The organism is Serratia sp. (in: enterobacteria), assembly GCF_046715635.1.
GTDB lineage: Bacteria > Pseudomonadota > Gammaproteobacteria > Enterobacterales > Enterobacteriaceae > Chania.
Window position 1 is genome coordinate 14,298 of sequence record NZ_JBKJYW010000425.1, and the last position, 14,481, is coordinate 28,778.

A 14,481-nucleotide genomic window follows, 5' to 3' on the forward strand; every position below is an offset into this window, starting at 1 on the left:
ACTTAATGTTATTGATAGTAATGGATTAATCTAACGCTAACATGCCCATGCGCTGTAAAATCCTCTGCCCTTGAGCACTCAGAATAAAGGCCACCAACGCCCACGCTGCCACACAACTTTCATCCAATAGACACAGGCCATAGATCACTTTGAAGTCGAGCACGGTAGGCAATCTACGCACTTTTACCTGCGCGCAGGCGGCTAAGGTATCGGCATAGTTGGCGTAGCCAAGAAAGATATCCGCCAGACCTTCCGCAAGCAGATATTCCGCAGCCAACCGGCCCGCCGGTATTGGCGCAGAATCTGGCCCACCAACCAGCGGCACTGTTCTGCTGCGCAATGCGCTCCCCTGCCCCGGCAAGCACTGCTCCAGGCGATCGAACAGCTGTTGCGCATAGTCGCCGGAAGGATCGGCTAGCGGCGTTGAGGTGCCGACACGCCATTGGGGATCGCACAGCAACGTCATCACATCCGGCTGCGTTAACTTCGGGATATTACGCACGGTGGCACAGAGGCGATTGCGGGTAAACGGCTGTACCGCCTGCGCAAAACCGAGGGCTACCAACCGCTGCGGATGTTCGAGATTGGCAGAGGCAAACACCTGCGGCCTTTCCCCCTGCTCAATGCGTTCCCGCAACAGCCCAGCCGGGCCAAAGGTGGCCTCGACCCGGTGACCGCTCTCCTGCTCAAACGCCACCAACAGCGGAGTGAACGCCAGCCGCAGGCTGCCTGCGGCAAACAGAGTAATTTTATTCACGGTTGCGCTCCCGTTGACTGTGGAAGATAGGCACCAACGTTTCCAGATGGTTGCCTGCAAAGGGCACGGATACCCGTTCAACCGGTAAATGGAACAGTGGTGAGAGATGGTCTGCCGTCAGCACCAGTTGGCAACTGCCCAACAGATGCTGCCCTTCTGCCCCCAGCAAGAGTGCGCGGTCTGCCACAGCATGAGCATGATTGGGTTGATGAGTCGAGAATATCACCGCCATCTGCCGTTCTCGTGCCAGTTGGTCGATCATGGTCAACACCCGGTCCTGGTGGTGCAAATCCAATGCCGAGGTCGGCTCATCGAGGATCAGCACTTCACAGGCCATCGCTAACGCCCGGGCTATCAGTACTAACTGGCGCTGCCCACCGGACAGGCTGCCAAACTCACGATCGGCAAAGGTCAACATATCCAGCGAATGCAGGGCTTGTCTAGCCAACTGATGATCCTGAGCCGAAGGCGAACGAAACAGCCCGACATGCCGAGCCCGACCCATCAACACAATATCCAGCGCCTTATAAGCAAACGGCGGCGTGAAATATTGTGGCACAAACCCTAACCCACCGTGCGCGGTCACGCTCCCTTGCTGCAGCGGCAAAGTGCCCAACAAAAGTTGCATCAAGGTACTTTTGCCACGCCCATTGGGGCCAAGCACTGCCAGCACTTCCCCTCGCTGTAACTGCAAATCAAGCTGTTTGAACAACTTGGGTTGTCCTGGCCAGCCAAAGCTCAGGTTGCTGACCTGTAGCAGTATTTCAGCCATTCCAGCCCCTTACCTGCGTACGGCGTAGCAACAAGGCGAATAAAGGAGCGCCAATCAAGGCGGTTAGAATACCCAGAGGAATTTCACTACTGCTTAAGGTGCGGGCCAAATCGTCGATCAACATCATATACAGCGCCCCAAGGCACATCGCGGCGGGCAATAAACGCCGATGGTCCGGCCCCACCAGCAGACGAGACAAATGCGGGATCAACAGCCCCACCCAACCAATGCTGCCGCTGACGGCCACCTGTGCAGCCACAATCACCGCACACAGCGTCAGGATCAGCCAACGGGTGCGTTCCACGTTAATCCCAAGCGCGGCGGCATCCTCGTCCCCCAAAGAAAGCAGGTTGATACGCCAACGCAGAGCCAATAACAGGCCACCGGCCAGCAGTAGCGGCAGGAACAGCATCAGCATCTTATGGCTATCCGCCGTAGCAAAGCTACCTAGCAACCAGAACACGATGCTGGGCAACTTCTCTTCGCTATCGGCCAGATACTGCACCAAGCTGACGCAGGCCGAGAAAAAGCCGCTAAGGATCACCCCAGCCAGCACCAAGGAAAGGATATTGCGCCGGGCGATGGCGCTGGTGATGGCAAAAATCAGCAACAGCGCTAACATGCCAAAGACAAAAGCACTCAGCAACAGCATCAATACCGGCAAACCAAGCAGGATCGCCAAGGTGCCGCCAAAAGCCGCCCCAGAAGAAACGCCGATAATATGTGGATCAACCAGCGGGTTACGAAAGATCCCTTGTAGAGCCGCCCCACACAGCGCTAAAGCTGCGCCCGCCCCCATTGCCAACAACACGCGTGGCACACGCACGCCGAGGATCACCTGACGTTCGATAGCCGTGATATCTGCGTGCTGGCCAATAACTGGTTCCAACAAAATCAGCAGGCTATGACCTGCCGTGACCGGATAGCGGCCAATACCCAGGGAGAACAGTGCACAGCAGGCCGTGAGCAGTAGCAACAACCCCAGTTTCATTTGCCGCTCTGGCAGCAGCTGGCGCGGTAATAGCGTTGATAGTAGGCGTCTACGTGCTGTTGCAGATCAACATCGGTGAAACGCTGCGGGTAGAGCGTTTTTGCCATCCACAGTTCCCCTAACGCCAACGCTTCTGGCATTGGGTAGCCCCAGGCTTTGGCATATTCCGGCATCAGGTAAACCCGTTTGTGTTTCACCGCGTCGATCGGCTGCCACTGTGGTGAAGTGAGGATCTGCTGCACCACCTCAGGATAACGTTCCTGCACCAAGATCACCGCCGGGTTCCACTTCAGCACGTCTTCGATGGAAACCTGTTTGAAACCCTGAATGTCTTTGGCCGCTACGTTCACGGCACCCGCATGTTGCATCATCAAACCGGTATATTTTCCCGAGCCGTAGGTAGTCAAATCCGGGTTAGCCATATAGACCCGCACCCGTTGATCCTCTGGGATATCCTGCAGACGTTTCGCCACCAACGCGCGCTGTTGGAAAACATCTTTCACCATCGCATCCGCCTGGGCCTCGCGGCCCATCACCTTGCCAATCAGGCGAATACCATCTTGCAGGCCGAGGTTATAAGACAGATCTTCATTTTCTAGTACCGGATTGATTTTCCCAGACTGAGCCGCCGGTTCACGGCGCAGCGAGATTGCCACCACCGGAATACCTGCCTGCTCGATCTGGGCGATCATATCCGCCGGGGCATAGTTGGCCACAAACACCACCTGCGGGTGCAGAGCCAGCAGGCTTTCGATATTGACCGCCGTAAGATCGCCCGGCATGGGCATCTTGGCCAGGCTTGGGGCCAAGCGCAGATAGTTCGGCCCCAGCTGTTTCTGCCAACTGCTGAGCACGCCAATCACCTGCGGCATGGCGTCTAGCTGTACCAGCAGGTTTAACGTTTGATGTTGTAGCACCACGGCACGGGTGATGTGATCTGGCAGCGTCACGGCGCGGTTGAGTTGATCGGTAACCTGGCGATCCGCCAAGGCGGCGGATGAGAAGAGAACAGCAAGCAGTAATAGGCGTTTGAACATGGGCGTTTCCGGTAGATTATCGTTATATACAAAATGATATAGCGATAGCCGCAATGAAACAATCTGCCGGATCAAACAACGCGTTGAAAAGGGAAATAAACGAGGAAATTTGCCCCTCACCCTAACCCTCTACCACAGGGAGAGGGGACTGAACGTGCCACAAATTGAGTGCAGTGTCTGACCGAACGAGCCGCCGATTGAGTAAGGTTCCTGACCACAACACCGAGCTGGCTCCCTCTCCTTTTTGGGGAGAGGGTTGGGGTGAGGGGATTTAACGAGCTACAGAATGCGTAAGGGACTGAAACGCTAGCGGTTAACTGAGCGAGCAATACGGGTATAGGTGTGGCGTACACCGCGGATCGCCACGCTGTAGGCAAAGATATTCTCCGGCAACGCCAAGCCAAGATAGCCGGTATCGCCGATGTGGTGCAGATCGGCTCCGGCCATTTTACTCATCAGGGCAATCTGGCGAATGGTTTGCACATCTGCCCCCTCCTGAGAAGTGCCAATAGCAGTCATCGCCAGCGCGCCCTGCTGCTGGGTAAACGCAATCAGCGCGGCGACCTTTTCCTGCGACATGCCGGGGATGGTACCTGGCGCAGGCAACAGGACAATGTCGGCCCCGTTTTCAATAAACAGCGCAATATCTTGCTCAGTGATCAACTGGCTGCCGCTTTCACGCACAATCCCGGCACCGTGCATTTTGCCGGTCACCAGCACCAGCTTATCGCCCACTTCGTCACGAATGTGCTTCAGCGCCTCGGCGATGGCCTGATTACTGACGCCATTATTTGGGTTACCGGTCAATACCACCATGCGAGCACCAAGCTCATACAGTTTTCGGGCATTTTCCGCCGTGGCCGCACGCCCCGCCGTCATCTGCCAGAACTCATTATGCTTGGTGGCAAACGCCGGATCGACGGCTTCCAGATTGACCCCGATAACGCGCCCCGTCAGCCGTTGCAGTTCGCGTATGGCATCCTCTGGTGGCACATCGGCAGGCAACCCGGCAATGTGCGGCTGATTGACATCAAACAGGTTCAGCAGCAGGATGTCGGCCCCCTGACTGGCGGCCAGCTCGGCATTGGTGACGTTATTGAGCAGCGGCTGAGTGACCGCGATGGTTTCACTGACCAAGATGCGCCCTTCGCTGGCACGGATGGCGTAGATCAGGTCGTCTTTGCTGATATTGGCCAGATCGCTGGCGCTACAGTCCAGATATCTTTTCATGGTGCAATCTCCGGTGATTTTTATCGTGAACCCCTTGGTATTTGGTGAGGGAACATGGCGTCGGAGCCGGGATACCTTGTCCCCTCAGAAACTTATTTCAGGATAAAGCTCTGCTGTTGCAGGTTGTCCGAGTCCAGGCCAACAAACACCTTGAATTTACCCGGCTCCGCGCCCCATTTCAGGCTGGCGTTATAAAACTTCAAATCGTCCTCGGTAATGGGTAATTCCACCCGCTGTTCCTGCCCGGCATGCAACGTCACCTTCTTGAAGTTACGCAGCTCCTTGATCGGGCGGCTGACCGAGGCGGTCACATCCTGCACATACAGCTGCACCACGGTGGCACCGTTATACTTACCGGTGTTTTTCAGCATCACGCTGGCGGTAATTTTACCGTCGCGCGCCATCTCGGGGCTGGAGAGCTTGAAGTCCGACAGGGTAAACTGGCTATAGCTCAGACCATACCCAAACGGATACAGCGGGCCATTCGGCGAATCAAAGTAACGCGAAGTGTACTTGCCCGGGTTTTCCTTGCCGAACGGTCGGCCAGTGTTGAGATGGTTGTAGTACATCGGGATCTGCCCCACCGAGCGTGGGAAGGTCATTGGCAGCTTGCCGGAAGGGTTATAGTCACCAAACAGCACGTCGGCAATGGCGTTGCCGCCTTCGGTGCCGCTGTACCAGGTTTCCAGCATCGCATCTGCCTGCTCACTTTCCCAGCTCAGTGCCAGCGGGCGGCCATTCATCAGCACCAGCACCAGCGGTTTGCCGGTGGCTTTCAACGCCGCGATCAGGTCACGCTGGCTTTGCGGAATGGTGATATCCGCCCGGCTGGAGGCTTCATGAGCCATCCCCTGCGCTTCCCCCACTACCGCCACCACTACGTCCGCCTGATTGGCGATCTTCACCGCTTCATCGATCATCTGTTGTGGCGGACGCGTGTCAAAGGCCACCGCAGTTTCATACTCGTTCAGATAATCAACAATACTCTTGTCCTGGGTAATGTTGGCCCCTTTGGCGTACAGGATGCTGGCCTTGTCGCCCACCGCATTCTGCAACCCTTCACGCACGGTGATCGACTGCTTCACTACGCCTGCTGCCGACCAGCTCCCCATAATATCGCGCTGGCTGTCGGCCATCGGCCCGATCAGCGCAATGGTGCCCTGCTTTTGCAATGGCAGCGTCTGCTTGTCATTTTTCAGTAGCACCATCGTTTTACGGGCAATCACGCGGGCTTCGGCACGATGCAGACGGCTTTCGGCATTGGTATCCTGTGGATCGGAGCCTACCGGGCCAAGATGGTTATACGGATCTTTAAACAGGCCCATATCATATTTGGTGTTCAGCACGTCGCGGCAGGCACGGTCGATTTCGCTTTCAGAAACCAGCCCCTCCTTCACCAGCCCCGGCAAGTATTGGTCGTAATACTCGTCGCTCATGCTCATGTCGACACCGGAGGTGATCGCCAAGCGCACCGCGTCACGCGCATCCTCGGCCACGCCATGCTTAATCAACTCTTTAATCGCGCCGTGATCGCTGATGGTGATGCCTTTGAAGCCCCACTGGTCACGTAGCAGATCTTTCAGCAGCCACGGGTTGGCCGTCGCCGGTACGCCGTTGATTGAGTTAAGCGACACCATCACGCCACCGCTGCCTGCATCCACCGCCGCTTTATACGGCGGCAGGTAATCCTGATGCATACGCAACGGGCTCATATCGACGGTGTTGTAGTCGCGACCCCCTTCAACTGCGCCATACAGGGCAAAGTGCTTCACGCTGGCCATCACCGATCCCGGCTTGGACGGATCGCCATTCTGGTAAGCATCCACCATCACCTTGGCAATCTTCGATACCAGCCAGGTATCCTCACCGAACCCTTCAGAGACCCGGCCCCAACGTGGATCGCGGGTAATATCGACCATCGGCGAGAAGGTCATGTTCAGGCCATCATCGCTGGCTTCCTGCGCCGAAACGCGGCCACTCAGGGCAATGGCTTCCAGATCAAAGCTCGCCGCCAGCCCCAGGCTGATCGGGAACACGGTACGCTGGCCATGTACTACGTCATAAGCAAAAAACAGCGGGATCTTCAGGCGGCTGAGTTGCATGGCCTGATCCTGCATGGCACGGATATCTGGCCGGGTCACGGTGTTGAAGATCGCCCCAATCTGGCCTTTGCTGATGCCATCACGGATGGCCTCTTTCGGGTTATCTGGCCCAACGCTGATTAAACGCAACTGGCCGATTTTCTCTTCCAGCGTCATTTGCTTCATCAGGTTGGAGACAAAGGCATCACGCTCCTGAGCATAAATCCCTTGGGTCGCACTGCTTTCCTGCGCAAAAACCGGGCTGATAGCCAGGCCGGACAACATACTCACCACACAAAGCCATTTCATAGTTTGATTCTCAGGCACGTCCCCGCCGCCAAAGTCGGCCAGGAGGCATTAATAGATGTGAGCACGCAGTTTGCCATACTCTTTTTGTTTGCAGAATCAATTCGTCTGCGTTGTTGTTAGCAGATGATGCAGTCTGCTCCGGCTGGCTTGCGCCTCTGCCCCCAGCCACTCCACCAGCCGGGTTAAGGCCGCAGGCACCACCGCATGTTCGGGGTAAACCAGATAATAGGCGGCACCGCTGACCACGCTGATAGGGAACGGCGTAATAATGCGATTGGCCTGAATATCCTCCTCCAGCAGGCACAGATCGCCAATGGCGATACCACAGCCCTGTAACGCGGCGCTCATTGCCAGATCGAGCGTATCAAAATGCTGTGACTTGGCGGAGGGCAAAGCCGTCTGCCCCGCCGCTTTCAACCATAACAACCAATCACGGCGATCGCGCGTAGGATGCAGCAAGGTTGTCTCTGCCAGATCGGCAGGTTCTGGAGGCCGAACCAGGTCAGGCAAATAGTTCGGGGTGCAGACCGGCGTCAGGATCTCATCAAACAGGTGGTGCACCACCAGCCGTTTGCCCTGAGGTTTGCCAAATACCACCGCCGCATCAAAATGTTCGCTGCCGAAATCCAGCCCGTGTGACACCGACGCGGTCAGTTCGATATGCATCTCTGGCCGTTCATTCTGCAGGCGAATAATGCGCGGCAATACCCAGCGCATCGCACAGGTTGGGCACTTGACGCGTAGCGTACCCGGCTGTTCCCCAGCCTTGGCCAGCGCTTGCGCCAATTGTTCTAATGCGAGCTGTACCGGTGCCAACAACAGCGCCCCCTGTGGTGTCAGTGTTAACCCACGCGCGCGGCGGCTAAACAGCGGATAACCCAGTTGCTGTTCCAATCCCAGGATCTGGCGGCTGACCGCACCCTGCGTCAGATGCAGCGCCTGGGCCGCATGGGTGAAATTGAGGCGCTCAGCGACCACCACAAAGGTTTTCAGCACGTCGAGCGACGGCAGCGATGTTTGCATAATAAATCCCGACACCTGCATTTATTTTCATTAGCAGCCATGATCTGGCTGCATGACAAGCATGACGAATTTTCTCTTGTTAGCCCATCCTAACTGATGCTTAATCATTCGACACTCGATTCTTTTGCCAGGAGCCCCTATGCACAGCGCCTGCTCGCAACGTTCGAAACTACCGGACGTTGGCACCACCATTTTCACCGTGATTGGCCAATTGAGCGCCGAACATCAAGCCCTGAATCTGTCGCAGGGCGCCCCCAATTTTGCCTGTGATGTGCAACTGGTTGAGGGCGTCGCCCAAGCCATGCGCGCAGGTCATAACCAGTACGCCCCAATGAGCGGCGTAGCGGCACTGCGTCATGCACTGGCGGAAAAAGTTGAGCGCTTGTACGGCGCACGCTATGACGCTGACGAGGAGATCACAGTGATCGCCAGCGCCAGTGAAGGGTTGTACTCCGCCATTAGCGCGCTGGTCCATCCCGGTGATGAAGTCATCTATTTCGAACCCGCCTTTGACAGCTATGCCCCGATTGTGCGCCTGCAAGGGGCAACTCCGGTTGCCATCAAGCTTTCACTGCAAGATTTAACCATAGACTGGAATGAGGTGGCGGCGGCAATCACCAGCAAAACGCGGATGATCATCGTCAACAGCCCGCACAACCCTACCGGCAGCGTATTCGATGAACACGATATCGAGCGCCTGACCGCCCTGACCCGCAATACCGATATCGTCATTCTTTCCGATGAAGTGTATGAACACGTAGTTTTCGACGGCGGCATTCACCACAGTATGGCCTGCCATCCTGCTCTGGCCGAGCGCAGCGTGATCGTCTCTTCCTTTGGCAAAACCTACCACGTCACCGGTTGGCGCGTCGGCTACTGCATGGCACCAGCAGCGCTGATGGATGAGATCCGCAAGGTGCACCAATTTATGGTGTTCTCTGCCGATACGCCGATGCAATACGCCTTTGCCGCAGCCCTGAATAATCCACAGAGTTACCTGGGGTTGGCGGAGTTCTATCAGCAAAAACGCGATTTGCTGGCAGCCGCGTTGCAAAATTCGCGCTTTGAATTACTGCCTAGCCGTGGCAGCTTCTTTATGCTGGCCCGCTTTAGCGGTTTCAGTAATGAAAGCGACAACGATTTTGCGGTGCGCTTGATCCGCGAAGCCAAGGTGGCAACCATCCCGCTGTCGGCGTTCTACAGCGACGGCACCGATACCGGCATTATCCGGCTTAGTTTCTCGAAAGATAATGACACCCTACTGGAAGGCGCTCGCCGTCTGTGTAAGGTGTGATCCATTGATTTTTACCATGGGGAAGAAACCGCAATGAAAAAAACACTGAAAACGCTGATCGCGGCGGGATGTTTACTGGCTGCCGGTTCGACACTAGCGGCAGACAATAGCCTGCGTTTCGGCCTTGAAGCGCTATACCCGCCTTTCGAATCCAAATCCGCCAGCGGCCAGTTGGAAGGGTTTGATATCGATTTGGGTAACGCCGTATGCGCCGCTGCACAGGTCAAATGCAGCTGGGTAGAAACCTCGTTCGACAGCCTGATCCCGGCGTTGCAGGCCCGCAAATTTGACGTAATTAACTCGGCGATGAACGTCACCGAGCAGCGCAGGCAGGCGATTGCGTTTACCGATTCGATCTACCAGGTGCCAAACCGCCTGATTGCCAAGGCCGACAGCGGCCTGCAACCCGATGCCAAATCGCTGGCGGGTAAGCACGTCGGGGTATTGCAGGGTTCCATTCAGGAAAACTATGCCAAGGCACACTGGGCACCGGAAGGGGTTGATGTCGTATCCTATCAGGATCAAAACCAGGTCTATCTGGATCTGACCGCTGGCCGCCTGGATGCCACCCTGATCATGGCCCCTGCCGGGCAGAGCGGTTTCCTGGCGCATCCGGATGGTAAAGGCTTTGCGTTTGTTGGCGATGCGGTACAGGACGACAAAATCCTGGGCGAAGGCATCGCCTTTGGCTTGCGCAAAGACGACACCGCAACGCTGAAAAAGCTCAACGACGCCATCGCCAAGGTGAAGCAGCAAGGCACCATTGGCGAACTGTCCAAGAAGTACTTTGGTGATATCGATGTAACAGTGAAATAAAGCGTTATCCTCTGGCACTCTTCAACTCGGAGAGTGCCAGGGAAGCACGATTTACTTATTGTCAAACACCGAACTGTTCAGCCCGCGATCCTGCTGATGCCGCTCCAGCGCCAGCTCAATCAACAGGGTGATCAGTTGGCTATAGCTCACCCCGCTGGCCCCCCACAGTTTTGGATACATGCTGATATTGGTGAAACCGGGCAACGTATTAATTTCGTTGATAATCACGTTATTATCCGGCGTCAGGAACACGTCGACACGCGCCATACCCAAACAGTCCAACGCCTTGAAGGCTTGTAGCGCCACCTCGCGGATTTTATCGCTGACGTCCTGATCGATCGCCGCCGGTACCACCACCTGCGCGCCCTGCTCATTAATGTATTTGGTGTCGTAAGAGTAGAACTCATCGCTCAGGACAATTTCGCCACAGACGCTGGCCTGCGGATTATCGTTACCCAGCACCGCGCACTCGATCTCACGGCCAACAATAGCCGACTCCACCAGCACTTTATGGTCGAAACTGAATGCCAGGGCGATCGCCTGTTCAAACTCAGCCTGATCATGCACCTTGCTGACGCCAACCGAGGAGCCTTGGTTCGCCGGTTTAACAAACAGCGGTAACCCCAGGCTTTCACTTAATTGAGTAAAGCTGTACTTGTTGCGGTTGGAACGCGTCAGCGTAACGAACGGGGCCACTGCCAGCCCGGCATCCCGCAGCAGGCGTTTGGTAACGTCTTTGTCCATGCTGACCGCTGAACCCAACACGCCCGCCCCCACGAACGGCATATTCGCCATGCGCAGCAGCCCTTGCAGCGAACCATCTTCCCCGAGCGTACCATGGACGATCGGGAACACCACATCGAGCTGCCCCAGCGCACCGGCACCATCGGCCTCGATCAGTTGCTGTTTCTCATATCCAGGGACCAACGCCACGTTTTTATTCGAGTGGTTCAGCGCGATCAACGCCGGGTTTTCCGCATTCAGCAGGAAGTTGGAGGCATCGTTAAGGTGCCACTGCCCCTGTTTATCAATGCCCAGCAGCGTGACGTCAAACTTCTCTTTGTCGATGGCATCCAGAATATTTTTTGCCGACTGCAGCGAAACCTCATGCTCCGCCGATTTGCCCCCAAAGATCACCCCAACACGTAGTTTAGTCACGCCCTAAATCCTTCTTAAAAAAGTCATGGCAACAAAGCCGACGATCACAATAAACACATTGTGCGACCCCGGCAATGACCATTGGCCTAAAATGCCTGCGCCACAGAATGACAAACCCGCAACATCCAAAACGTATACACTCCGTATATTGTTCATTTACGGAGTCGGCTATGGGGATCGTAAAAATCTCGGAGACGCTACATGACGATCTCAGGCTCGCCAGCCTGACCATGTCGCGTTCTATTAACGCCCAGGCAGAACACTGGATCAGGATCGGTATGCTGGCGGAACTCAACCCGGAGCTGACCTATCCGCAACTGGTAAAGAAAATGATGAAAGATAACGCGCTGACGCTGAAGGAGATTGTTGGGTGAAAGAGATTTTGATTAAAACGCCGCAGGAGATTGCCATCATGCGCCACTCCGGCGCGCTGCTGGCCAAGGTGTTTGCCATGCTCGATGAGGTGATCCGCGAAGGGATCACCACAATGGAGATCAATGACCGTACCGAAGCCTTTATCGTCAATGAGCTGAAATCACGCCCTGCCAGCAAGGGCCAGTATGATTTCCCTTACGTGCTCAATACCTCGATCGACGAGGTGATCTGCCACGGCATCCCGTCGGCCAGCAAAATTCTGCGTTCCGGGATGATCGTCAATGTCGATATCACCTTGGAAAATAATGGCTTTATTGCCGATTCCAGCAAGATGTACTGCATTGGCCAAACCACCCCGATTGCCAAGCGGCTGGTCAACAATGTCTACGAGTCAATGTGGCAAGGCATCCGGGCAGTGAAACCCGGTGCTACGTTAGGTGACATCGGCCACGCCATACAGCAACATGCAGAACAGGCGGGTTACAGCATAGTGCGTGAATATTGTGGGCATGGCATTGGCCGCGAAATGCACGAAGGCCCAGCGGTGCTACACTTCGGCCAACCCGGCACCGGTACGGTGTTGCAGGAAGGCATGGTGTTTACCATCGAACCGATGATTAACCAGGGAGACCACCGTATCAAACAGAAAAAAGATGGCTGGACCGTGGTCACCCGCGATAAAAAACTTTCTGCCCAATGGGAGCACACCGTGGCGGTTACCGCTGACGGCGTGGAGATCCTGACGCTGCGCGCAGAAGAACGCGAGGCGGGATATCAGGAACGCTATTAAACATTAAATCCCGTTGCAGCCAGGCGGGGACACGGAGATGGGCATGACGCAGGCATTTATCACTCAGTTGAAGAATATCGTCGGCAACGCGCAGGTGCTGACCGGCGAGCGTAGCACCGAACGTTATCGCAAAGGTTTCCGCTCCGGCGGTGGTAAGGCACTGGCCGTAGTGTTCCCTACTGGTCTGCTGCAGCTGTGGCAGATCCTGCAAGCCTGTGTCGCCGCCGATAAGATTGTCATTATGCAGGCGGCCAACACCGGCTTGACCGAAGGCTCTACCCCCAGCGGCCAAGATTATGACCGTGAAATTGTGATCGTCAGCACCTTGCGGCTCGATCATATTCAGGTATTAGATAACGGCAAGCAGGTGGTCGGTTTCCCTGGCAGCACGCTCAATAAGCTGGAAAGGCTGTTGAAACCTTATGGCCGTGAACCACATTCGGTGATCGGCTCTTCCTGCATTGGCGCTTCGGTGATCGGGGGGATATGCAACAACTCCGGGGGGGCGCTGGTCAAGCGCGGCCCGGCCTATACCGAAATGGCGCTGTACGCCAAGCTGGACGCCGATGGTCAGCTACAGCTGGTCAATCATCTGGGGATCAATTTAGGCAATACCCCCGAAGAGATCCTTACGCGGTTGGAAAAGGGCGATTACCGACCAACGGATGTTGAACATGGCGAACTGCGCGCTTCGGACAACGAATACGCCAGCCGAGTGCGCGATGTCGATGCCGATACCCCTTCCCGCTTTAATGCCGATAAACGCCGCCTGTTCGAAGCTTCCGGTTGTGCCGGGAAACTGGCGGTGTTTGCAGTGCGTCTGGACACCTTCGCTAAAGAAGATAAAGAGCAGGTGTTCTATATCGGCACCAACGACACCGCGGTATTGACCGAGCTGCGCCGCCATATGCTGAGCCAGTTTGAAAATCTGCCGGTGGCCGGGGAATATATGCACCGCGATATTTTCGATATCGCCGAGGTGTATGGCAAAGACACCTTTATGATGATCGACAAACTGGGCACCGATCAAATGCCGCGCTTCTTCACCCTGAAGGGCCGGGTGGATGCCACGCTGAACAAACTGCCACTGTTACCGCACAACCTCACCAATAACCTGATGCAAAAGCTCAGCAAGCTGGCCCCTAACCATCTGCCGCAACGAATGAAAGCGTATCGCCAACGCTTTGAACACCACCTGCTGCTGAAAATGGCCGGGCCAGGCGTGGAGGAAGCCCAGCATTATCTGCAAAGCTACTTTGCCCAGGCCGACGGTGACTTTTTCGTCTGCACGCCTGAAGAAGGTAAGAAAGCGTTCCTGCACCGCTTTGCCGCAGCGGGAGCCGCCGTGCGCTATCACGCGGTACATGCCGACCAGGTCGAGGACATTCTGGCGCTGGATATCGCCCTGCGCCGTAACGATACCGAGTGGTTCGAAACCCTGCCGCCGGAGATCGATAACCAACTGGTGCACAAGCTGTATTACGGCCACTTTATGTGCCACGTGTTCCACCAGGATTACGTGGTGAAAAAAGGCGCGGACAGCCATGCGCTGAAAGAGCAGATGTTGGCGATCCTCAATCAGCGTGGTGCAGAGTATCCGGCCGAGCACAACGTCGGCCATCTGTATCATGCCAAGCCGGATTTGCAGGCGTTCTATCAGGATGCCGATCCCACCAACAGTTTTAATCCCGGTATTGGCAAAACCAGCAAGCAAAAACACTGGGGTAACAACATCCAGTAACATTTTATCTTACCCCTCACCAGCCCCCCTCTTCCACAAGGAGAAGGGGCTGGTAGAGCTTGCCCTTTTGGGAGCAAAGGAACATTTCAGCACACTCGTAATAAGCC

13 protein-coding genes are annotated in these 14,481 nt (G+C 55.8%); 5 read left to right on the forward strand and 8 right to left on the reverse strand.

Annotated elements, in window-relative coordinates:
• Positions 1-25 precede the first annotated feature (25 nt).
• From ACLQ7H_RS22120 to ACLQ7H_RS22150, 7 genes are all read right to left on the reverse strand, one after another.
• On the reverse strand, positions 26-757 hold the full coding sequence (locus tag ACLQ7H_RS22120) for a substrate-binding domain-containing protein (RefSeq protein WP_411754517.1): 732 nt from the start codon (positions 755-757) through the stop codon (positions 26-28).
• Positions 750-1,529: an ABC transporter ATP-binding protein gene (locus tag ACLQ7H_RS22125; RefSeq protein ID WP_411754518.1), complete on the reverse strand. Its 780-nt coding sequence runs from the start codon at positions 1,527-1,529 to the stop codon at positions 750-752. Before ACLQ7H_RS22125 ends, ACLQ7H_RS22120 begins: the two co-directional genes overlap by 8 nt.
• Complete coding sequence (locus tag ACLQ7H_RS22130) at positions 1,522-2,520, reverse strand: FecCD family ABC transporter permease (protein WP_411754519.1); 999 nt, start codon at positions 2,518-2,520, stop codon at positions 1,522-1,524. Before ACLQ7H_RS22130 ends, ACLQ7H_RS22125 begins: the two co-directional genes overlap by 8 nt.
• Positions 2,517-3,557, reverse strand: coding sequence for an ABC transporter substrate-binding protein (locus ACLQ7H_RS22135; RefSeq protein WP_411754520.1), 1,041 nt, complete (start codon positions 3,555-3,557; stop codon positions 2,517-2,519). Before ACLQ7H_RS22135 ends, ACLQ7H_RS22130 begins: the two co-directional genes overlap by 4 nt.
• A 306-nt stretch (positions 3,558-3,863) precedes the next feature.
• Positions 3,864-4,787 (reverse strand): haloacid dehalogenase-like hydrolase, encoded by a 924-nt coding sequence (locus tag ACLQ7H_RS22140; RefSeq protein ID WP_411754521.1) that lies wholly within the window; start codon positions 4,785-4,787, stop codon positions 3,864-3,866.
• 92 nt (positions 4,788-4,879) lie between these two features.
• Positions 4,880-7,177, reverse strand: a complete 2,298-nt coding sequence (gene bglX, locus ACLQ7H_RS22145; protein ID WP_411754522.1) for a beta-glucosidase BglX — start codon at positions 7,175-7,177, stop codon at positions 4,880-4,882.
• Between the two features lie 96 nt (positions 7,178-7,273).
• Positions 7,274-8,200 carry a LysR substrate-binding domain-containing protein gene (locus tag ACLQ7H_RS22150; protein WP_211134595.1) on the reverse strand — a complete coding sequence of 309 codons (927 nt, stop codon included), beginning with the start codon at positions 8,198-8,200 and terminating at the stop codon, positions 7,274-7,276.
• A gap of 139 nt (positions 8,201-8,339) precedes the next feature.
• Here ACLQ7H_RS22150 and ACLQ7H_RS22155 point away from each other — a divergent pair, with 139 nt between their 5' ends.
• On the forward strand, positions 8,340-9,494 hold the full coding sequence (locus tag ACLQ7H_RS22155; protein WP_411754523.1) for a pyridoxal phosphate-dependent aminotransferase: 1,155 nt from the start codon (positions 8,340-8,342) through the stop codon (positions 9,492-9,494).
• A gap of 33 nt (positions 9,495-9,527) precedes the next feature.
• Entirely contained in the window at positions 9,528-10,310 is a 783-nt protein-coding gene (locus ACLQ7H_RS22160; RefSeq protein ID WP_411754524.1) for an ABC transporter substrate-binding protein, read from the forward strand.
• Between the two features lie 51 nt (positions 10,311-10,361).
• Here the strand turns inward: ACLQ7H_RS22160 and ddlA are convergent, their stop codons facing one another.
• The gene (gene ddlA, locus ACLQ7H_RS22165) at positions 10,362-11,468 is read right to left on the reverse strand and encodes a D-alanine--D-alanine ligase (RefSeq protein WP_411754525.1); all 1,107 of its coding nucleotides are present in this window, start codon (positions 11,466-11,468) and stop codon (positions 10,362-10,364) included.
• A gap of 170 nt (positions 11,469-11,638) precedes the next feature.
• On the opposite strand from ddlA, the gene ACLQ7H_RS22170 reads away from it, so the two are divergent.
• Genes ACLQ7H_RS22170 through dld form a run of 3 tightly spaced genes read left to right on the forward strand, consistent with a single transcriptional unit; the run spans position 11,639 to position 14,374 of the window.
• Complete coding sequence (locus ACLQ7H_RS22170; protein WP_024527427.1) at positions 11,639-11,842, forward strand: ParD-like family protein; 204 nt, start codon at positions 11,639-11,641, stop codon at positions 11,840-11,842.
• Positions 11,839-12,633, forward strand: coding sequence for a type I methionyl aminopeptidase (map, locus tag ACLQ7H_RS22175; protein ID WP_411754526.1), 795 nt, complete (start codon positions 11,839-11,841; stop codon positions 12,631-12,633). The genes ACLQ7H_RS22170 and map overlap by 4 nt, the downstream gene beginning before the upstream one ends.
• A gap of 43 nt (positions 12,634-12,676) precedes the next feature.
• Positions 12,677-14,374 carry a D-lactate dehydrogenase gene (gene dld, locus ACLQ7H_RS22180; RefSeq protein WP_411754527.1) on the forward strand — a complete coding sequence of 566 codons (1,698 nt, stop codon included), beginning with the start codon at positions 12,677-12,679 and terminating at the stop codon, positions 14,372-14,374.
• Positions 14,375-14,481: the final 107 nt, after the last annotated feature.